17 protein-coding genes are annotated in these 19,781 nt (G+C 71.7%); 13 read left to right on the top strand and 4 right to left on the bottom strand.

The window, feature by feature from the left end:
• Positions 1-87 precede the first annotated feature (87 nt).
• On the bottom strand, positions 88-777 hold the full coding sequence (locus AC068B_RS30595; protein WP_468569055.1) for a lysophospholipid acyltransferase family protein: 690 nt from the start codon (positions 775-777) through the stop codon (positions 88-90).
• A 366-nt stretch (positions 778-1,143) separates the two neighbouring features.
• Here AC068B_RS30595 and AC068B_RS30600 point away from each other — a divergent pair, with 366 nt between their 5' ends.
• The 3 genes from AC068B_RS30600 to AC068B_RS30610 all read left to right on the top strand — a co-directional run bounded on the left by AC068B_RS30600 (position 1,144) and on the right by AC068B_RS30610 (position 3,477).
• On the top strand, positions 1,144-2,325 hold the full coding sequence (locus tag AC068B_RS30600) for a glycerophosphodiester phosphodiesterase (RefSeq protein WP_478674823.1): 1,182 nt from the start codon (positions 1,144-1,146) through the stop codon (positions 2,323-2,325).
• 74 nt (positions 2,326-2,399) lie between these two features.
• On the top strand, positions 2,400-2,927 hold the full coding sequence (locus AC068B_RS30605; protein ID WP_478674824.1) for a sigma-70 family RNA polymerase sigma factor: 528 nt from the start codon (positions 2,400-2,402) through the stop codon (positions 2,925-2,927).
• Between the two features lie 37 nt (positions 2,928-2,964).
• Positions 2,965-3,477 (top strand): GNAT family N-acetyltransferase, encoded by a 513-nt coding sequence (locus AC068B_RS30610; protein ID WP_356258541.1) that lies wholly within the window; start codon positions 2,965-2,967, stop codon positions 3,475-3,477.
• A 25-nt stretch (positions 3,478-3,502) separates the two neighbouring features.
• On the opposite strand, the gene AC068B_RS30615 is transcribed toward AC068B_RS30610, so the two are convergent.
• Both AC068B_RS30615 and AC068B_RS30620 read right to left on the bottom strand, forming a co-directional pair.
• A complete protein-coding gene (locus tag AC068B_RS30615) occupies positions 3,503-3,937 on the bottom strand; it encodes a hypothetical protein (RefSeq protein ID WP_478674825.1) in 435 nt (144 codons plus the stop codon).
• Between the two features lies 1 nt (position 3,938).
• On the bottom strand, positions 3,939-4,298 hold the full coding sequence (locus tag AC068B_RS30620) for a hypothetical protein (RefSeq protein ID WP_356258545.1): 360 nt from the start codon (positions 4,296-4,298) through the stop codon (positions 3,939-3,941).
• A gap of 92 nt (positions 4,299-4,390) precedes the next feature.
• Here AC068B_RS30620 and AC068B_RS30625 point away from each other — a divergent pair, with 92 nt between their 5' ends.
• The 10 genes from AC068B_RS30625 (at position 4,391) to AC068B_RS30670 (ending at position 17,847) form a co-directional block, all read left to right on the top strand.
• Positions 4,391-5,038, top strand: coding sequence for an HAD family hydrolase (locus tag AC068B_RS30625; protein ID WP_478674826.1), 648 nt, complete (start codon positions 4,391-4,393; stop codon positions 5,036-5,038).
• 426 nt (positions 5,039-5,464) lie between these two features.
• Positions 5,465-6,523, top strand: a complete 1,059-nt coding sequence (locus AC068B_RS30630; RefSeq protein WP_468569041.1) for a methionine ABC transporter ATP-binding protein — start codon at positions 5,465-5,467, stop codon at positions 6,521-6,523.
• On the top strand, positions 6,520-7,266 hold the full coding sequence (locus tag AC068B_RS30635) for a methionine ABC transporter permease (protein WP_356258553.1): 747 nt from the start codon (positions 6,520-6,522) through the stop codon (positions 7,264-7,266). Before AC068B_RS30630 ends, AC068B_RS30635 begins: the two co-directional genes overlap by 4 nt.
• 69 nt (positions 7,267-7,335) lie before the next feature.
• On the top strand, positions 7,336-8,175 hold the full coding sequence (locus AC068B_RS30640) for a MetQ/NlpA family ABC transporter substrate-binding protein (protein ID WP_478674827.1): 840 nt from the start codon (positions 7,336-7,338) through the stop codon (positions 8,173-8,175).
• Between the two features lie 2 nt (positions 8,176-8,177).
• Entirely contained in the window at positions 8,178-8,993 is an 816-nt protein-coding gene (locus AC068B_RS30645; RefSeq protein WP_478674828.1) for a MetQ/NlpA family ABC transporter substrate-binding protein, read from the top strand.
• A gap of 141 nt (positions 8,994-9,134) precedes the next feature.
• Complete coding sequence (locus AC068B_RS30650; RefSeq protein WP_478674954.1) at positions 9,135-9,818, top strand: GNAT family N-acetyltransferase; 684 nt, start codon at positions 9,135-9,137, stop codon at positions 9,816-9,818.
• 105 nt (positions 9,819-9,923) lie between these two features.
• Positions 9,924-11,138, top strand: coding sequence for a precorrin-6y C5,15-methyltransferase (decarboxylating) subunit CbiE (gene cbiE, locus AC068B_RS30655; protein ID WP_356258564.1), 1,215 nt, complete (start codon positions 9,924-9,926; stop codon positions 11,136-11,138).
• 360 nt (positions 11,139-11,498) lie between these two features.
• Entirely contained in the window at positions 11,499-15,527 is a 4,029-nt protein-coding gene (gene cobT, locus AC068B_RS30660; protein ID WP_478674829.1) for a nicotinate-nucleotide--dimethylbenzimidazole phosphoribosyltransferase, read from the top strand.
• 154 nt (positions 15,528-15,681) lie between these two features.
• The gene (cobA, locus tag AC068B_RS30665; protein WP_478674830.1) at positions 15,682-16,914 is read left to right on the top strand and encodes a uroporphyrinogen-III C-methyltransferase; all 1,233 of its coding nucleotides are present in this window, start codon (positions 15,682-15,684) and stop codon (positions 16,912-16,914) included.
• A 114-nt stretch (positions 16,915-17,028) separates the two neighbouring features.
• Positions 17,029-17,847: a TrmH family RNA methyltransferase gene (locus AC068B_RS30670; RefSeq protein WP_359354951.1), complete on the top strand. Its 819-nt coding sequence runs from the start codon at positions 17,029-17,031 to the stop codon at positions 17,845-17,847.
• Positions 17,848-17,888: 41 nt separating this feature from the next.
• Here the strand turns inward: AC068B_RS30670 and AC068B_RS30675 are convergent, their stop codons facing one another.
• Positions 17,889-19,205: a serine/threonine-protein kinase gene (locus tag AC068B_RS30675; RefSeq protein ID WP_478674955.1), complete on the bottom strand. Its 1,317-nt coding sequence runs from the start codon at positions 19,203-19,205 to the stop codon at positions 17,889-17,891.
• Positions 19,206-19,781: the final 576 nt, after the last annotated feature.

The following is a 19,781-nucleotide window of genomic DNA, read 5'->3' on the forward strand; positions in this document are numbered from 1 at the left end:
CAAGAAACGCGGAACGCCCGCCCCGGCGCAGGGGAATGACCCCCACGCCGGTGCGGGCGCACCGAAATCCGCTCAAGCCCCGCCGGGCTACGCCGCCTTCGCCTTCGTGGCGTACATATCCACGTACTCCTGCCCGGACAGCAGCATGACCTCCGTCATCACGGAGTCCGTCACCGCCCGCAGCACATAGCGGTCACGCCCCATGCCGTCGTACCGCGAGAACTCCATCGCCTCGCCGAACCGGACCGTCACCTTGCCGGGCCGCGGCAGACCCTTGCCACCGGGCTGGAGCTTGTCCGTGCCGATCATCGCGAAGGGGACGACGGGCGCACCCGTCATGAGGGTGAGCCGCGCGATGCCCGTACGACCCCGGTACAGCCGCCCGTCGGGAGACCTCGTGCCCTCGGGGTAGATGCCGAAGACCTTGCCGTCGTCCAGAATGCGCCGACCGGTCATCAGCGCCGCGACGCCGCCGCGCCCGCCGTCGCGGTCCACGGGGATCATGCCGACGCCCGTGAAGAACCACGCCATGAGGCGGCCCTTGAGGCCCTTGCCGGTGACGTACTCGTCCTTGCCGATGAAGTACACCGGACGGTTGGCCACCAGCGGCATGATCATCGAGTCGATGAACGTCAGATGGTTTCCGGCCAGAATGACGGGCCCGGTGCCCGGAATGTTCTCGGCGCCTTCTACCCGTGGGCGGAACATCAGGCGCAAGATCGGTCCGAGCACTGCCTTGATGAGCGCTAGACGGGACAACAGGCCCTCCGGTGTCAACGGGTCGACGACGAGTAAATGCAGGTGAGGACGATACTCGCGGGCCACTGCCGTTTGCACATCGGGTTCATGGACTCGATACGCAGTGTTGACCTGATTCTGTGCGGTGTTGCCCAAGGTTGTCGCCTGTGTGACGACCGTATCCCCGTGGGGATGCTGTGGCCCGAAGTAGTGGTCCTTGTCACGCGCACACTTCGCTCTGCGTGGCGGCCGCCGAACGGGTGGCGCCCCTCCCATGGTGCGCCCACTCGCCACGCCGCGTCATCCCGCCGTTCCTTCAGGGGTCTCCCACACGTCACTCCCGGCCACCTACGATCGGTCCCGCTTTGTCAGGTGCAAAGCAGCGGGACATCGGGAGGAGCGCCAATGGCGACGCAGGAATCGGGTCAGCAGCAGCCGGGGACGAGCCCGGGGCGTCGAGCGGTACTGGGGGCGGCGATCCTCGGTGCGGGCACCGCCGCGGTCGGACTGCCCGGCGTGGCAAGAGCCGACGAGCGCCGCGGCGGCGGGCACGGCGGGCATGGCGGATACAAGTCCCTGCCGGTGCCGACGGTCGTCGCGCACCGGGGCACCAGCGGCTATCGGCCGGAACACACCCTGGGCTCGTACCAGCTCGCCCTCGACATGGGCGCGCACGTCATCGAGCAGGACGTGGTGCCCACCAAGGACGGCCATCTCGTATGCCGTCACGAGAACGACATCACCGCGACGACGGACGTCTCGGCACACCCCGAGTTCGCGTCCCGCAAGACCACCAAGTCCGTGGACGGCGCCTCGCTCACCGGCTGGTTCACCGAGGACTTCACGCTCGCCGAGCTGAAGACGCTGCGCGCCAAGGAGCGCATCCCCGGCACCCGCCAGCACAACACCCTCTACGACGGCCGCTGGGACGTCCCCACCCTCGAAGAGGTCCTCCGGTGGGCGGAGAAGGAGGGCCGCAAGCGCGGCAAGCCGGTCTGGCTGCACATCGAGACCAAGCACCCCACGTACTTCCGCAAGCTGGGCCTCGGCCTGGAGGAGCCTCTCGCGAAGCTCCTGCGCCGCTTCGGCCGCCACAAGAAGAACGCGCCGAACTTCCTGCAGTCCTTCGAGCCCAGCAGCATCCAGCGGCTCGCCAAGCTGGTCTCCGGGCCCCGCGTCGTGCTCCTGTCCACCGCGAACTCCCGCCCCTGGGACTTCGTCGAGGCGGGCGACCCGCGCACCGTCGCCGACCTCATCAAGCCCGAGGGCCTGGCGTGGATGGCGGGCTTCGCCCAGGGCATCGGCCCGACCCTCGACCTGGTCATCCCGCGGAAGGCCGACGGCAGCCTCGGCACCCCGACCACGCTGGTCAAGGACGCGCATGCGGCGGGCCTGATCCTGCACCCGTACACGATGCGCAACGAGAACACCTTCCTGCCCGCGAACTTCAGGAAGGGCACCGACCCGAACGCCTACGGCGACGCCTTCGGCGCCTTCAAGGCGTACTTCGAGACGGGCATCGACGGGATCTTCTCCGACAACTGCGACACCGCCCTGCTCGCGGCCGCGGACTTCGTCAACCGGTGAGGTCACGGCCCCGTTTGGGGTGAGAGGCGGCCGCTCCGGAAACCTCGTACCGGAGCGGCCGCGTCCCGCCGGGCATGACGAACGACCTCATCCCCGCGCTCATCCCCACCCTGCGCCCGCTGCTTGCCGCCGAGGCGTCCGCGGAGGCGCTCGGCTCCGGCACGGACCCCGGCGACCTCGAGCAGGCCGTCTGGCTGCGCCTGCTGGAGCGGCTGAAGTCCGAGGGACCGCCCGCCGACCCCGCGCTGTGGCTGCGCGGCGCCGTGCAGTCCGAGGCGCGCCGCACCCGGCGCACCAGCCGCAGGGAAGCGGCGTACGCGACCGAGCCCGCCGACGACACCGAGCGCGGGCCCGAGGAGCGCGCCCTGTCCGCGGACCGGAACCGGACCCTGCACGCCGCGGTGCGCAGGCTGCCCGGGCGCTGCCCCGGCCTCATGGCCGCACTGCTGTCTCCCAAGGACCTCACCTACCGCGAAATCGCAGGGGAGTTGGGAATGTCACAGGGGAGTCTGGGGCCGGAACGTTCCCGATGCCTGGGATGCCTGCGCAGAATGCTGGCGGCGGAGGTTGCGGCTCCTGCACCGTGGGGAATGGAGCGTTAGACAACCGGTGGAGCAGGTGAGCGGGAGGCATGCACACATGGGCATGAGCGTGACCATCTCGGTGGCGGCGGCAGAAGACCAGGACGCTGCGGAGCAGATCCTCAAACTGCAGTACCTCTGCTACCAGAGCGAGGCCGAGATCTACGGCGACTACTCGATCGAACCCCTGACCCAGTCCCTGGAGTCCCTCAGGGGCGAACTGGCCGCGGGCACCGTTCTGGTGGCCCGGCTCGGCGACGAGGTGGTGGCATCCGTGCGCGGCACGGTCGACGCCGACGGCACGGCGCGGATCGGCAAGCTCATCGTCCACCCCAGGATGCAGCGGCACGGCCTCGGCGGCCGCCTGCTCGACGCGATCGAGCTGCGGCTCGGCGCCGCGGGCACGGCCAAGTGCTTCCAGCTCTTCACGGGGCACCGCAGCGAGCAGAACCTGCAGCTCTACAGGAAGCACGGATACGCGGCGGTCAGCAGCCAGCGCGTGGACGACCGTCTCACGGTGGTGACGCTCGCCAAGGACGTGGCCGCGGGGACGTACGTGACCAGCGCCTAGCCGACCGTCGGGGGCGCGGAACAGCTCAGCCCGCGGACGCCTTCCGCGCCCTGTTCAGCCAGAAGATCGCCGTCACGGGCAGGATCACCGGGATGAAGAGATAGCCCATCCCGAAGTCGGACCACACCGTGGCGTCCGGGAAGGCGGACGGCTCCACCAGCGTCCAGGTCCCGACGCCCAGCACGCCCACCAGCTCGGCGGCGCAGCACACCAGCGCCGCCGTGCGGGCGGTCGTCCCGCCGCGCACCAGTGAGTACGTGATGAAGCCGTAGACGAGCCCCGCGACCGCCGACAGCGAGTACGCGAGCGGGGCCTTGTGGAAGTCCGTGGAGATCTGCACGGCCGAGCGGGACACGGCGCCGACCACCATCACGCCGTACAGCCACACCAGCAGGATGCCCGGACCGGTGATCAGCTTCTGGCGGGTGTCACGGGGCCCGCTCTCTTCGCCCACCGTCACCTCAGCCTCCCCAGATGTCGTAGAGCCGCACTTCGAGCACGGCGAGGACCACGCCGCCCGCGGCGACCGTCAGGGAGCCCCAGCGGCTGCGCTCGGCGAGGGACATGAAGCCCGCCGCGGGCACACAGGCGAAAGCGCCGATCAGATACGCCACGAAGATCGTCGTGCCCTGGTCCGCGTGCTCGCCGCGGGCGAGCTGCACGATTCCGGCGATCAGCTGGACGGCGGCCAGGAGGGTCACGATGCCCATCCCGATGAAGTGCCAGTCCTTGGTCGGCTGGTCGCGGTAGGCGGCGAAGCCGCACCATGCGGCGAGGGCGAGCGCGGCCACGGAGGTCGCGATCGTCAGGGCAACAAGCATGTCCGTGACTTTATTACGGGGCCTTCGGCCCGTTGCGCGCGGCCCTCGGCCCGTTGCACGTCCCACGGGGGTGCCCCGTACGCTCGATGACTATGAAGATCCATGCTGACGCGCTCCTGTTCGACAACGACGGCACCCTCATCTCCTCCATGGAGTCGGTGTACCGCTGCTGGTCGCGGTGGGCGCGGGAGTACGGGATCACCGCCGAGGAATTCGCCGCGGTCGAGCTGCACGGGCGCCCCGCCGCCGAGATCGCCGCCGATCTGCTGCCGCCGGAGAAGATCGCCGAGGCCGTCGCCCGCATCGAGGAGCTCGAGGTCACCGACGTCGCGGGCGGCGTCGTCCTGCTGCCCGGCACCCGCGAGCTCCTGGAGTCGCTGCCCGCCGACCGCTGGGCCGTGGTGACCTCCGCGACCCGCGCCCTGGGCGAGGCCCGGCTCGCCGAGGTCGGCCTCAACCCCGGCCTCGTCATCGCCGCCGACGACATCACGCGCGGCAAGCCCGACCCGGAGCCCTTCCTCCTCGCCGCCGACAAGCTCGGCGTCGACCCCGCCCGCTGCGTCGTCTTCGAGGACGCGCCCGCGGGCCTGCGGGCGGGCCGGGCCGCGGGCATGAAGACCGTGGCGTTGACCACAACCCACCAGGCGTCCGAGCTCTTCGCCGACGTGGTGGTGAAGGACCTCTCCGCCGTGTCCGCGCAGGCCACGGCGGGCGGCGTGGAGATCGAGCTCGCCGACTGAACCGTCCGTCCCCGGCGTTCGCAGCCGTCCCACCGCTGTCCGTATACCGGACAGCGGTGGTGGACAGCGACCTCACGCGTGTTTTACTTGGGCCCATGACCACGACGAGCAGCCGCACCCTTGCGACCGAGGCGATCACGACGCCCGGTGCTCGTTGTATGTGTCGAATGTGCGCCTTCTGAGGGCCCCCGCACCACTGAAGAGCCTCGCGCCCCGAAGCGAAGCCGCTGTGCCGCGCTCCTGATCGACGGACCCGTTTGACTCGGTCTCGATGGAGTCGACAAGTCGACGTAGGAAGCGAGCCCGCCCCGCGCACACGTCCTCCGGTTCCACCGCACCACCACCGCGAGAACCGTGCCGCGTTCCGAACGAATGCCCCGTGCCCGGCCACCCCGCGCCGCGCACTCGACAGTGACGGAAACCCCTGTGATCACCACTTCCGGCCTCACCAAGGTCTACCGCTCACGCGGTCGTGAAGTAACCGCCCTCGACGGAGTCGACCTGCACGTCCGCGAGGGCGAGGTGTACGGCGTCATCGGCCAGTCCGGCGCCGGCAAGTCCTCCCTGATCCGCTGCGTCAACCTCCTGGAGCGCCCCACCTCCGGCACCGTGACCGTCGCCGGTCAGGACCTCACCGCCCTGGCGGGCCGCGGCGCCCGCGCGGGCAAGGAGCTGCGCCGGGCCCGCAACCGCATCGGCATGGTCTTCCAGCACTTCAACCTGCTGTCCTCGCGGACCGTGCAGGACAACGTCGAGCTGCCGCTGGAGATCCTCGGCCTCTCCGGCCAGGAGCGCTCCCGCAAGGCCCTCGAACTCCTCGACCTGGTCGGCCTCGCCGACAAGGCCAAGTCCTACCCGGCCCAGCTCTCCGGCGGCCAGAAGCAGCGTGTCGGCATCGCCCGTGCCCTGGCAGGCGACCCGAAGGTGCTGCTCTCCGACGAGGCGACCAGCGCCCTCGACCCCGAGACCACCCGCTCCATCCTCCAGCTCCTGCGCGACCTCAACCAGCAGCTCGGCCTGACCGTCCTGCTCATCACGCACGAGATGGACGTCGTCAAGAGCGTCTGCGACTCCGCCGCCCTCATGGAGCGCGGACAGATCATCGAGTCCGGCACCGTCAGCGAGCTGCTCGCGACGCCAGGATCCGAGCTCGCCGCCGCGCTCTTCCCGGTCAGCGGCGACGCCACCGGCGCCGACCGCACCGTCGTCGACGTGACCTTCCACGGGGAGGCCGCGACCCAGCCGGTCATCTCCCAGCTGTCGCGCACGTACAACATCGACATCTCGATCCTCGGCGCCGCGATGGACACCGTCGCGGGCAAGCAGGTCGGCCGCATGCGCATCGAGCTGCCCGGACGCTTCGAGGAGAACGTCGTCCCGATCGGCTTCCTGCGGGAGCAGGGACTCCAGGTGGAAATCGCGGGCGAAGACCCCGCGCCCACGCCGAAGGACGCGAAGCTGCTGGTCAAGGAAGGTGCCAAGTGACCTGGTCGGAGATGCAGCCCCTGCTGGAGCAGGCCTGTTGGGACACCCTCTACATGGTGGGCTGGTCGACGCTGATAGCCGTCGTCGCCGGACTGCCGCTCGGCGTCCTGCTCGTCCTCACCGAGCGCGGCGGGCTGCTGCAGAACGCCTTCCTGAACAAGGTGATCGGGCAGATCGTGAACATCGCGCGCTCGATGCCCTTCATCATCCTCATGGTCGCCCTGATGGGCTTCACGCGCTGGATCACCGGCACCACGATCGGCCGCGAGGCCGCCCTCGTGCCGCTGGCCGTCGGCGCCATCCCGTTCTTCGCGCGCCTGGTCGAGACCTCCATCCGTGAGGTCGACGGCGGGCTCGTCGAGGCCGTGCAGTCGATGGGCGGCTCCACCTGGACCGTCGTGCGCAAGGTCCTCGTCCCCGAGTCGCTGCCCTCGCTGATCTCGGGCGCCACCACCACGATCGTCGCGCTCATCGGCTACTCCGCCATGGCGGGCACGGTCGGCGGCGGCGGCCTGGGCGACCTCGCCCTGCGCTACGGCTACCAGCGCTTCGAGACCGAGCTGATGTGGATCACCGTGGCGATCCTCGCCGTGGTCATCTCGATCATCCAGTTCGCGGGCGACTTCGCGGCCCGCCGACTGCACAAGCGCGGCGGCGGCTCCGGACCGCTGCTGCTGTTCCGGCCGCTGCGGGGCGTACTGCCCGGCACCGCCGCCGCCGAATCGGTCACCAAGACCGGCTGACGCAACGGTCACCAGGACTTCCCCGCGCACCCCGCGGGGCTGCACCACCCATGGAGAAAGGCACTTTTCGTGCGTAACACCGCCAAGATCACCACCGCTGTCCTCGCCGCCGGAGCCCTCACCCTCGGGCTCTCGGCCTGTGGCTCCGACAAGGGCTCCGCCGCCGACAAGGACGGCAAGCTCATCGTCGCCGCGACGCCGATGCCGCAGGGCGAGATCCTGGACTTCGTCCAGAAGAACCTCGCCAAGAAGGCCGGTCTCGACCTCGAGGTGAAGGAATTCACCGACTACGTCACGCCGAACACGGCCGTGGAGCAGGGCGAGGTCTTCGCCAACTACTTCCAGCACAAGCCGTACCTGGACGACTTCAACAAGAAGCGCGGCACGGACATCGTGCCCGTTCCGGGAGCCACGGTGCACCTGGAGCCGCTCGGCGTCTACTCCAAGAAGGTCAAGAAGCTCGGCGAGCTGAAGAACGGCGCCACCGTCGCCATTCCGAACGACACCACCAACGAGGCCCGCGCGCTCAAGCTCCTCGCGGACAACGGCATCATCGAGCTCAAGAAGGGCGTGGGCTACGAGGCCACCCCCAAGGACATCGCCAAGAACCCCAAGAACATCTCGTTCAAGGAGCTCGAAGCCCCCACGGTGCCCCGCACCCTGAGCGATGTCGACGCCGCGGTGATCAACGGCAACTACGCCTTGGAGGCCAAGCCCGCGCTCAGCCCCGCCAAGGACGCCATCGTCGCCGAGCCCGCCAAGGGCAACCCCTACGGCAACTTCCTCGCCGTGAAGAAGGGCGATGAGAACGACCCGCGCGTGAAGAAGCTCGCCAAGCTCCTCACCTCGCCCGAGGTCAAGAAGTTCATCGACGAGAAGTACGACGGCGCCGTCGTCGCGGCGTTCTGACCGTGCGTACGTCCGCCATCGCCGCCGCGGCGGGGACCCTGACCCTGGCTCTGGGCCTCACCGCGTGCGGCGGGGACGCCAGGAGCGACGACAAGCTCGTGGTCGGGGCCACACCGACCCCGGCCGGTGAAGTCCTCACGTACATCCAGCAGAACCTCGCGAAGAAGGCGGGCCTCGACCTCCAGATCACGGAGTTCACGGACTACGTCACGCCGAACACCGCGCTCCAGGAGGGCTCCCTCGACGCCAACCTGTACCAGCACACCCCGTACCTCGAAGACTTCAACGAGTCGAAGAAGACGGACCTGGTACCGGTCACCGAGGTGTACCTGCCTCCCATGGGCGTGTACGCGAAGAAGATCAAGGACGTCGCGAAGCTCCCCGAAGGGGCCACCGTCGGCGTTCCGAACGACACGACCAACGAGGGACGGGCGCTCCAACTGCTCGCCTCCCAGGGCCTCATCGGGCTCAAGAAGGGCGTCGGCGGAACCGCGACGCCCGAGGACATCACGTCCAACCCGAAGAAGCTCACCGTCAAGCCGCTCGAACCGGCGCAGCTGCCGCGCTCGCTCGACGACCTCGACGCGGCGGTCATCAACAACAACTACGCGCTCGACGCCCGGCTGAGCCCCAAGAAGGACGCCATCCTCCTTGAGTCCTCGAAGGGCAATCCCTACAACAACGTCCTCGCCGTGAAGAAGGGCGACAAGGACGACCCGCAGGTCCAGAAGCTGGCCGAACTGCTGCGGTCGCCCGAGGTGAAGAAGTTCATCGAGGACAAGTACAAGGGGTCCGTCCTGCCCGTCGAGACGGGCTGACCGGCCTCCCGCGCGCGTGACGCCAACGGGGTCCTCTCCGCCATCCGGAGAGGACCCCGTGGTGCGTCTGTGCCCGTGCATGCTGCATGCTGGGCACTTCAGAAGACCGAAAGGTGAAGGTCCTTCAGGTCTATGAAGGGTATGGAGCGGCGCATGACTACAGCCTCCTCGGGCAAAGCGGGCACATCGGGGTTCCCCGACATCTCCATCAGCACGGAGCGGTTGATGCTGCGCCCTCTCGAAGAGGCGGACGTCTCCGCGTACGCGGAGATGATGAACGACGAGCTCGTCACGGCCTGGACCGCCGTGCCCCAGCCCTACACCGAGGCCGACGCGCGCGACTGGATCGCCCGCCTCGCCCCCGCCGAGCGCTCCGAGGGCCGCGGCATCGTCCTCGCCGTCACCGAGTTCCTCACCCAGCGTCTTGTCGGCATCATCCAACTCCGGGGCACCGACTGGCGGGTGCGCTCCACCGAGCTGAACTACGTCGTCGCCCCCTGGGCCCGCGGCGAGGGGTACGCCTCCGAGGCGGCGCTCGCCACCGCCCAATGGCTCTTCCACGACCAGCAGTTCGAACGCATAGAGCTGCGCACCGCCGCCGACAACACCGCGGCCCAGCAGGTCGCGCAGAAGATCGGCTGCATCAGCGAGGGCGTCCTGCGCGGCGCCTGGATAGCGCGCGCGAGGAACGGCGGCGATCCGTTCGGCGGCTGGCTCGAGCAGCGCACCGACCTCATCGTGTGGAGCCTGCTCCCCGAAGATCTCGAGGGCGTCTCCGAGAGCCTCGCCGACAGCCGATTCTCCGCCTACTCCGACTGGAACTGAGTATCGGTCCCAGCAGGTACGCTCGCCCCGGGCCGCGTGCCCACCGCGCCCCAGCGGATGCCGCCCCGCACTGACGACCCGCGAGAACCCAGGAGACAGACGACGATGGCCGACCGGGTCACGGTGATCGGCTGGGACGGCACGCCGCTGACCGCCGCGGCACGCTCCGCGCTCAGCGCCGCGACGCTCGTGGCGGGCGCGGGCCACCACCTGGCGCTGGACGAGCTCCCGGCCCGCGCCGAAAGGATCCGCCTCGGCAGCGTGGGCCTCGCCGCCCGCCGCATCGCCGCCCACCGCGGCACCGCCGTCGTGCTCGCCGACGGCGACCCGGGCTTCTTCGGTGTCGTACGCACCCTGCGCGCCCCGGAATTCGGCCTTGAGGTCGAGGTGGTGCCCGCCGTCTCCTCCGTCGCCCAGGCCTTCGCCCGCGCGGGCATGCCGTGGGACGACGCCGAGGTCGTGGTCGCCCACCGACGCACCCTGCGCCGCGCGGTCAACGTCTGCCGCGCCCACAACAAGGTCGCCGTCCTCACCTCGCCCGGCGCGGGCCCCGCGGAACTCGGCCTGCTGCTCCAGGGCGTCCACCGCACCTTCGTGATCTGCGAGGAGCTCGGCACCGAACGCGAGCAGGTCTCCGTCGTCACCTCCGACAAGGCCGCCGACCACGCCTGGCGCGACCCGAACGTCGTGATCGTCATCGGCGGCGCCGCCGCGGCCGCCGACACCGGCTGGATCATGGGGCGGGAACCGGGCGCGGGCCCGCGCGGCTGGGCGCTGCCCGCCGCGGAGTACGGCGGCGACATCTGGCTCGGCGAGGGGGAGAGCGACCGGCTGCGGGCCGCACAGCTCGCACGGCTCGGCCCGCGCGCGGGAGACCTCGTCTGGGACATCGGCTGCGGCAGCGGCGCCTTCACCGCGGAGGCGGCGCGCTTCGGCGCCGCGGTGATCGCCGTCGACAGCGACCCCGACGCCCTCGGCCGCACGACGGCCGCCGTCCGCCGCTTCGGCGTGCAGGCGCAGACCGTGCACGGCATCGCTCCGCACATCCTCGAAGACCTGCCCGAACCCGATGTCGTACGGGTCGGGGGCGGGGGAGCCGCGGTGGTCTCCGCGGTCGCCGACCGCCGTCCGGAACGCATCGTGACCCACGCCGCGACACGCGACGCCGCCGAACTCATCGGCAGGGATCTGAGCGAGCACGGATACGCCGTCGAATGCGCCCTCCTGCAATCCGTGGAGCTCGACACACGGGCTTGGCGGGAGGAGAAGCGGACCGTGGTGTTCCTGCTCTCGGGGCGGCTGCCCGACCGTTCCCCGTGACCCTGTCGGCGCGCGGTGCGGGGTAGGCTGGCCGATCGTTGTACTGCACCCGGGCGCCCAGCAGTTCGTTGGTCAATGTCCGGAAAGCTCGCCCGTTTTTGGGGGGTGTGTGGTAAGGCATGACCGGAGGATGCGCAACGTGGCGCAGTCCACAGCGGGCCGTGGCCGATCAAGCTGCCACGGCGGCGGACCGACAGGGACAATGCCTGTTGTCCGGCGCGCGGTTCGTGCCGCGGGGCGCGCACGCTCGTTGAGGATGACGGGCGGTTGGTGCGCCGCTCCGGGCAATGGGGCCTCCCCGGCCGAACGAAGGCTGAGGGGCGGTCGAAGAAGCACTAACCGATGGGCGAGGGGTTACGCATGACCGACACCGGCCAGGTCCCGGGTGAGGGGCTGCCGGAGGGCGCAGGCAGTGGTGTGCCTTCCGGGCCCGTGCAGGGCATGGGGGCGCAGCAGCCGGGCGGTCCCGCTCCGGGTGCGTATACCTTCGTAGACGCCGCCGACCCCTCCGACCCCTCTGCCCCCGCCGCTCCTGCCGATGAGGACGACCTGCTGCTGATGCCGGGCGCCCAGGGCGCGTGGGGCGACGGGCTCGTGGCGCCGGGCCACGTCCAGGCGCCCGGCCACGGTCAGGCACCCGCTTACGGCCACCTTCCGGGGCAGGCCGCGGAGGGGCAGCAGCCGGTGGGGCAGGCCGGGTACGCCGGTCAGGCAGCCCCTGCCGCCCACGCCGCCCATCAGCCGGGGCCGCACGAGACGTCAGGCAGGGACAGCGGTTCGGTCGATCTGAACGGCATCCGGCTGCCCGGCAGCACGCCCGCTCCCTCCCACCCCGGTCCCGCCCGTCGTCCGCTGCACCGCGGCCCGTCGGGTCCGGCCGTACCGGACGGCTCGGGGAGCCCGGTGCGTTCGCTCGCCGACCGTGGTCCCGCGGGTGCGTCGCCCGCACCGCAGCACGCCGTACCGGCACGCCATGCGGGGCCGCCGACCGGGCCCGAGTACCTCGACATTCCGCGGGACGACGCGGGGCTGCCGCTGCCCGGCCCGCAGCTCGGTGAGATCCCGCCGCAGGGCGGTTCGCCGTGGGCGCCGCTGAGACAGGGGCAGGACCAGGAGCAGACCGGGCAGGGAGCGTACCCCGCACCAGCAGAAACGGTCGTCCCGGACGTCCCAGGCATCGCAGATGCCACGGGAGCCGTATCCGTCGCACCTGCACCACAGACCACAGAAGCGCCGCAGGCCACAGAAGCGCCGCAGGCCACGGAGGCGCCGCAGGGCGCAGAAGCACTACAGCCCGCAGAGGCACCGCACGCCCAGGGCTCCGCCTCCTTCGTACTGCCCGCTGAGGCGCAGTACGCCGCGGCCGACGCCGCCGGTCCCGCCGCCCCCGCGTTCCCGCACGCCGCGGACGCCGGTGCCGGTCAGGCCGCCCCGGCGGCGCAGCAGGGCGCCGAGCTCGGCCAGGTCCCGGCGGAGGAGCAGCAGTTCCCGGTGGCGGAACAGCAGTTCCCCGGGGCGGAGCAGCCCGCGTTCGCCCAGGCCGTGCCCGCCGCCGTCGGGCAGCCCGCGTTCGCCGTCGCCTCCGCCCAGCCGTGGGACGGCGCACCGCTTCCGCACGCCGACGAAGCCGCTCAGCCCGGCTTCGCCCCCGAGGCCAGGCACGCCGCGCCGGGCCCGCGCCAGCCCGAGGGACAGACCCCGCAGGGCCCCGGTGAGTTCGACGGCGCCCAAGGCCCCGCGCCCATCGGCCAGTTCGTGCCGGTCGACGGCTCGGTCCCGACCACGCCCCACCTGGCCCCGACGCCGCCGCACCCGATGGTCGTCACCCAGGAGGACCCGCCCGCCGACGCCCACGAGGCGCCGACCGCGGCAGACGCGATCGCCGAACCCCCGGCAGCAGCCGAGGCCCCGGTCGCCGAGCCCGTCGTCCCCGAAGGCTCCGCGCCCGCCGACGTGACGCCCGACGCCGACCAGCAGGCCGCCGCCGTGCCTGCCCCGCGCGACGGCGCCCAGCCCACGACGCCGCCCGCCGCCGAACCGTCTCCCGCGCCGGAGACGCCGGAGACGGCAGTGGCAGTGCAGGAGACGGCAGCGCAGGAGAGCGCCGGGAGCGAGCCGCTCCCGGTGGACAGGCTGGTGGCGGCCGGGACCGCGGAGACCCCCCAGGGCCCGCCCGTCTCCGGTGTGCCCCGTATTGTCTCCTCAGCGGCGGCTCCGACCGAGTTCCCGGCCGCCCCCGAGACGGCCGACCCGGCCGACGAGTTGGACGAGGCCGACGAAGTCATCTCGTTCGAACCGATCGAAGCGAACGAAGTGACCGAAGTGGCCGAAGCACCCGAGATGGCCGAAGCGCCTGAAGCATCCGCACCCGCGCCTGCCCACGCGGCCGCGCCTGCGCCCGCACCCCTGCCCGAGACGGTCGAGGGCCCCGAGCTCCTCGCACCCGCCGCCGCGCCGGAAGCCCCCGAGGCGGGTGACGCCCAGGACGCCGAAGCCCCGGAGATCCTGATGGTCGCGCCCGCGGCGGCCGCCAACGCCCTGGCGCCCCTGGCAGAGGCAGAGGCAGCGGAAGAAGCACCGGCAGAGGCACTCGTAGACGCAGACGCAACCGCGGATGCGGACGCCGTCGCGGACGCCGAGCCCGCCGCATCCCCCGGCACCGCCGCCCCGGGCTACGGCGACGCCGAGCGCGAGGCCGTCCTGCGCGTGATGCGCGAGCGCCGCGACATCCGCAACGGCTTCCGCAGCGACGCCATCCCGCACGAGGTGCTGCTCCGCGTCCTGGAGGCCGCGCACACCGCCCCGTCGGTAGGCCACTCCCAGCCCTGGGACTTCGTCGTCATCAAGTCCGCCGACACCCGGCGCTCGATGCACGAACTGGCCATGCGCCAGCGCGACGCGTACGCCAAGTCCCTCCCCAAGGGCCGCGCGAAGCAGTTCAAGGAACTGAAGATCGAGGCCATCGTCGACACGCCGGTGAACATCGTCGTCACCGCCGACCCGACCCGCGGCGGCCGCCACACCCTCGGCCGCCACACCCAGCCGCAGATGGCCCCCTACTCCTCCGCGCTCGCCGTCGAGAACCTCTGGCTCGCCGCGCGCGCCGAAGGCCTCGGGGTCGGCTGGGTCAGCTTCTTCGACGAGCGCGAGATGGTCCGCGCCCTCGGCCTGCCCGAGCACCTCGAAGTCGTCGCCTACCTGTGCGTGGGGTACGTCGACGAGTTCCCGGACGAGCCCGAGCTGATGCAGGCGGGCTGGTCCAAGCGCCGCCCGCTGTCCTGGGTCGTCCACGAGGAGACGTACGGCCGTCGCGCCCTGCCCGGCGAGGACCCGCACGACCTGCTCGCCGAGACCGTCTCCAACATCCGCCCGCTGGACGCCAAGGCGCTCGGCGAGGCGTGGGAACGCCAGAAGCGGATGACGAAGCCGCCGGGCGCCCTCGGCATGCTGGAGATCATCTCCGCCCAGCTCTCCGGCCTCTCCCGGATGTGCCCGCCGCCCATCCCGGAGCCCGCGGCCGTCGCGATCTTCGCGGGCGACCACGGCGTGCACGCCCAGGGCGTCACCGCCTGGCCCCAGGAGGTGACCGCGCAGATGGTCGCCAACTTCCTCGGCGGCGGCGCGGTCTGCAACGCCTTCGCCAACCAGGTGGGCGCCGAGGTCTGCGTCATCGACGTGGGCGTGGCGAGCGAACTGCCCGCCACCCCCGGCCTGCTGCCCCGTAAGGTCCGCGCGGGCACGGCCGACATGACGACCGGGCCCGCCCTGTCCCGCGAAGAGGTCAAGGCGGCCATCGAGGTCGGCATCGAGACGGCCCGCGACCTCGTGGCCGCGGGCAACAAGGCGCTGCTGACCGGCGAGATGGGCATCGCGAACACCACCGCGTCCGCCGCCCTCATCTCCGTCTACACCGACACCGACGCCGCCGAGGTCACCGGCCGCGGCACGGGCATCAACGACGAGATGCACACCCGCAAGGTCGAGGTGGTCCGCCGCGCCCTGGACCTGCACAAGCCCGACCCCGCGGACCCGATCGGCGTCCTCGCGGCGATCGGCGGCCTGGAGCACGCGGCCATGGTGGGCCTGCTCCTCGGCGGTGCGTCCCTGCGTACGCCGGTGATCCTGGACGGAGTCAGCGCCGGTGCCGCCGCCCTGGTGGCCCGCGCCATCGCCCCCGAGGTCCTCGCGGCCTGCATCGCCGGTCACCGCAGCGCGGAGCCGGGCCATGTGGCGGCCCTGAACAAGCTGGGCCTGCGCCCGCTGGTCGACCTGGACCTCCGCCTCGGCGAGGGCACGGGCGCGCTCCTGGCCCTGCCGGTCGTCCAGAGCGCCGCCCGCGCCATGCACGAGGTGGCCACCTTCGACTCGGCGGGCGTCACCGAGAAGTAGTGCCCGAGCCGGAGGACTGTTCCGGCAATTCGGGATCGGGCGGGGCTCGGGGGAGAACCCCGGCCCCGCCCCGGCCATACTGAACCCGCACGTCATAGGGCCGCTCCAGCGCCGCAGCGGCAGCCGTAACGCCCGTACGAGGAGCCACCCCGCCATGGCCGAAAACCCCGCCTACCCCGTAGGCCTCCGCCTGACCGGCCGCCGTGTCGTCGTCCTCGGCGGCGGCCAGGTCGCCCAGCGCCGCCTCCCGGCCCTCATCAAGGCGGGCGCGGACATCACCCTCGTGTCCCCCTCGGCCAAGCCCTCCGTGGAAGCGATGGCCGACGCGGGCGAGATCACCTGGACCAGGCGCAGGTACGAGACCGGCGACCTCCAGGACGCCTGGTACGCCCTGATCGCCACCAGCGACCCCGACGCGAACACCCGCGCCTCCGCCGAGGCCGAGCAGCACCGCGTCTGGTGCGTGCGCTCCGACGACGCCGAGGCGGCCACCGCCTGGACCCCCGCCACCGGCCGCTCCGAGGGCGTCACCGTCGCGGTCCTGTCCAGCGACATCCAGGACCGCGACCCCCGCCGCACCGCCGCCATCCGCGACGCGGTCGTCGAGGGCCTGCGCGACGGCAGCCTCGTCGCCCCGCACCTGCGCACCCGGACCCCCGGCGTCGCCCTGGTCGGCGGCGGCCCCGGCGACCCCGACCTGATCACGGTCCGCGGCCGACGCCTGCTCGCCGCCGCGGACGTCGTCATCGCCGACCGGCTCGGCCCCCGCGACCTGCTCGACGAGCTTCCGCCGCACGTCGAGGTCATCGACGCCGCGAAGATTCCGTACGGGCGGTTCATGGCCCAGGAGGCGATCAACAACGCCCTGATCGAGCACGCCAAGCAGGGCAAGGCCGTCGTCCGCCTCAAGGGTGGCGACCCCTACGTCTTCGGGCGCGGCATGGAGGAGGCCCAGGCGCTCGCCGAGGCGGGCATCGCCTGCACGGTGGTCCCCGGCATCTCCAGCTCGATCTCCGTCCCCTCGGCCGGTGGCATCCCGGTCACCCACCGCGGCGTCGCCCATGAGTTCACCGTGGTCAGCGGCCATGTGGCGCCGGACGACGAGCGTTCCCTGGTCGACTGGGAGTCCCTGGCCAAGCTGCGCGGCACCCTCGTGATCCTCATGGGCGTCGACAAGATCGGCAAGATCGCGGAAGCCCTGGTCGCTCACGGCAAGGCCGCCGACACCCCCCTCGCCCTGATCCAGGAGGGCACCACGGCGGCCCAGCGCCGCGTCGACGCGACGCTCGGCACGGTCGCCGAGGCGGTGCGCACCCACGAGGTGCGGCCCCCGGCCGTCATCGTCATCGGCGACGTGGTGAAGGTGGGGCTCCCGGGCCCCGCGTGACCGGCCCAGGAACCCCGCCGTACACGCCGCCCTCGAACACCCGCACGTAACCAGCGGTAACAGAACCCTTCCCGAGCCGTTGGCACCACACCCAGGACAAGGCAGTATCACCCTGTGGCTGATCTCATCACCGTCGACGACCCCGACGACCCCCGCCTGCGCGACTACACAGGCCTGACCGACGTCGAGCTGCGCCGCAAGCGCGAACCGGCCGAGGGCCTGTTCATCGCGGAGGGCGAGAAGGTCATCAGACGGGCCAAGGACGCGGGCTACGAGATGCGCTCGATGCTGCTCTCGGCCAAGTGGGTCGACGTCATGCGCGACGTCATCGACGAACTCCCGGCCCCGGTGTACGCGGTCAGCCCCGACCTCGCCGAGCGGGTCACCGGCTACCACGTGCACCGCGGCGCCCTCGCCTCCATGCAGCGCAAGCCGCTGCCCACCGCCGACGAGCTCCTCTCGACCACCCGCCGCGTGGTCGTCATGGAGGCGGTCAACGACCACACCAACATCGGCGCGATCTTCCGCTCCGCCGCCGCGCTGGGCATGGACGCGGTCCTGCTCTCCCCGGACTGCGCGGACCCGCTCTACCGCCGCTCGGTGAAGGTCTCGATGGGCGCCGTCTTCTCGGTCCCGTACGCCCGCCTGGAGTCCTGGCCCAAGGGCCTGGAAGGCGTGCGCGAGGCCGGGTTCAACCTCCTCGCGCTCACCCCGGACGAGAAGGCCAAGTCCCTGGACGAGGTGGCGCCGCACCGCATGGACCGCGTCGCGCTGATGCTCGGCGCCGAGGGCGACGGTCTCTCCACACAGGCGCTGGTCGCCGCCGACGAATGGGTCCGCATCCCGATGGCCCACGGCGTGGACTCGCTCAATGTGGGCGCGGCGGCGGCGGTCGCGTTCTACGCGGTGGCGACGGGCCGCCCGCAGCTCTGACGAGGCGAACCCGACAGGGCGACGCGCTACGGCACGCCCCCTCAGCCCCGAGCGCCGTGCCCCAGCTCGCCCTGTCGAGTGCCTGACTGCTGCTGTTGCACCTGCTGGTGGTGTACGTCCGTGTCCCCGAGGCTCCGCGCGGGCCCCTGGCACCCCTGGGCCGCCGCGATGCCGAGTGCGACCAGCAGCGTCACGACCACGAACACGAAGATCCGCTGCCGCAGCAGCCGCGGATTGGCGGGCCCTCTCCGGCCCGTACCCGTGGTGCGCGGCCCCTGGCGGCCGGTGCCGCTGCGCGGGGCGGTCCTGCTGCCCGAGCGCGTCGTGTTGCGGGGCCCCGAGGGGCGGGAGCCGGATCGCGGGGCGTTGGGCCGGGACGAGCCGGTCCGCGACGGGCCCGAGCGCGGCGGGGGAGTGGCTCCGGGGGCGGCGCGCCGCTGGGTGCGCTCGTCCAGATAGCTCTCGGCGAGTCGGCCGGTGGGCCGGTCGTGGTCCTGGCGGGGCGCGGGCGGGCGGACGTCGGCGATCCCCTGGGCCTCGCGGGCTGCGATCTCCTTCAGCCTGAGCGACAGTTGGAGCGTGCTGGGCCGCTCCTCCGGGTCCTTGGCGAGGCAGGCCCTGATCAGCGGCGCGAGCGCGTCGGGCACGCCGTGCAGCTGTGCCTCCTCGTGGACCACGCGGTAGAGCATGACCTCGGAACTGCCGTGTCCGAAGGGCGAGTCCGCCATGCCCGCGTAGGCGAGCGTGGCGCCGAGGGCGAAGACGTCGGTGGCGGGCGTCACGGCGGCGCCGCGCACCTGTTCGGGAGCGAGGAAGCCTGGCGATCCCACGGCGGTGCCCACGTGCGTCAGGGTGGAGGCGCCGGTCGCCCACGCGATGCCGAAGTCGATGATCCGCGGCCCCTTCGGGGACAGCAGGATGTTCGACGGCTTGAGGTCGCGGTGCACGACACCGGCTTCGTGCACGGCGACGAGCCCCTCGGCGAGCGCCGAGCCGACCACCGCGACGTCCGCCGCGGACAGCGGTCCTTCGGCGGCGACCTTGTCGTGCAGGGAGGGTCCGGGGACGTACTGGGTGGCGAACCACGGGCGGTCCGCGTCGAGGTCGGCGGCGACGAGCCGCGCGGTACAGCCGCCACGGATGCGCCGGGCGGCCGAGACCTCCCGGGCGAACCGCGACCGGAACTCCTGATCCTCCGCCAGGTCGGGCCGGATCACCTTCAGGGCGACGCGCTGCCCCCGCCGGTCCGACCCCAAATAGACGACCCCCATGCCGCCGGCGCCCAGGCGCCTGTGCAACCTGAACGAGCCGACGACACGCGGGTCCTCGCGCCGGAGCCGCATCATCGCCATGTCCATCCCCGCTACCCGGTCCGTCTGACGAGCCACAGCTTACGTTTCCGCGGCCGGGCACGTGCAGAGGCCGCGCCCTCGTGGGGCGACCGATTGTCCGTGCCGGACGCGAAATTTGAAGAGTGGTCAGAGGACGGGGAACAAGGGGGCGTTGTCACCTCCCCCCTGACCAACCATCCACCACTGAAGGGAGATTGATCCCGTGCGGGGCGATCGCGTGGAGACGGCCACGGAGGCCGGTGGTACGCCCCGGACGTACGAAGTGCTGGTGAGCCGGACCGGTCGGCGGGTGGAGACGGTGGTGCGCAGGGGGGTGGTGGAAGTGAGGGAAGTCACCTGGGGGCCGGTGTTCCCCGAGGTCACGGCCGCCCCCTCGGGGAAGACCCTGAGTCCTAGGACCACGTCCTAGGACCCCGTCTCCACCCACGGGAGTACATGCACGTCGATCGGTCATCCTCCGGGAGGCCCGGCATTCGATACGAGGGCATGACGCCCGGGACTTCCCGCAGACCTAGATTTGAGGTCAAGCGGCGGGTGTAGCACTCGTCCCCCGAGGTCAGACACTCGCCGCTGCCAAAACCA

This window comes from Streptomyces sp. NPDC042371, assembly GCF_056437465.1.

Excerpts from the sequence above, each read along its gene's own strand:
- AC068B_RS30600 (WP_478674823.1), top strand. The coding sequence starts at position 1,144 with ATGGCGACGCAGGAATCGGGTCAGCAGCAGCCGGGGACGAGCCCGGGG.
- AC068B_RS30605 (WP_478674824.1), top strand. The coding sequence starts at position 2,400 with ATGACGAACGACCTCATCCCCGCGCTCATCCCCACCCTGCGCCCGCTG.
- AC068B_RS30610 (WP_356258541.1), top strand. The coding sequence starts at position 2,965 with ATGGGCATGAGCGTGACCATCTCGGTGGCGGCGGCAGAAGACCAGGAC.
- AC068B_RS30620 (WP_356258545.1), bottom strand. The coding sequence starts at position 4,298 with ATGCTTGTTGCCCTGACGATCGCGACCTCCGTGGCCGCGCTCGCCCTC.
- AC068B_RS30625 (WP_478674826.1), top strand. The coding sequence starts at position 4,391 with ATGAAGATCCATGCTGACGCGCTCCTGTTCGACAACGACGGCACCCTC.
- AC068B_RS30650 (WP_478674954.1), top strand. The coding sequence starts at position 9,135 with ATGGAGCGGCGCATGACTACAGCCTCCTCGGGCAAAGCGGGCACATCG.
- cbiE (WP_356258564.1), top strand. The coding sequence starts at position 9,924 with ATGGCCGACCGGGTCACGGTGATCGGCTGGGACGGCACGCCGCTGACC.
- cobT (WP_478674829.1), top strand. The coding sequence starts at position 11,499 with ATGACCGACACCGGCCAGGTCCCGGGTGAGGGGCTGCCGGAGGGCGCA.
- cobA (WP_478674830.1), top strand. The coding sequence starts at position 15,682 with ATGGCCGAAAACCCCGCCTACCCCGTAGGCCTCCGCCTGACCGGCCGC.
- AC068B_RS30675 (WP_478674955.1), bottom strand. The coding sequence starts at position 19,205 with ATGGACATGGCGATGATGCGGCTCCGGCGCGAGGACCCGCGTGTCGTC.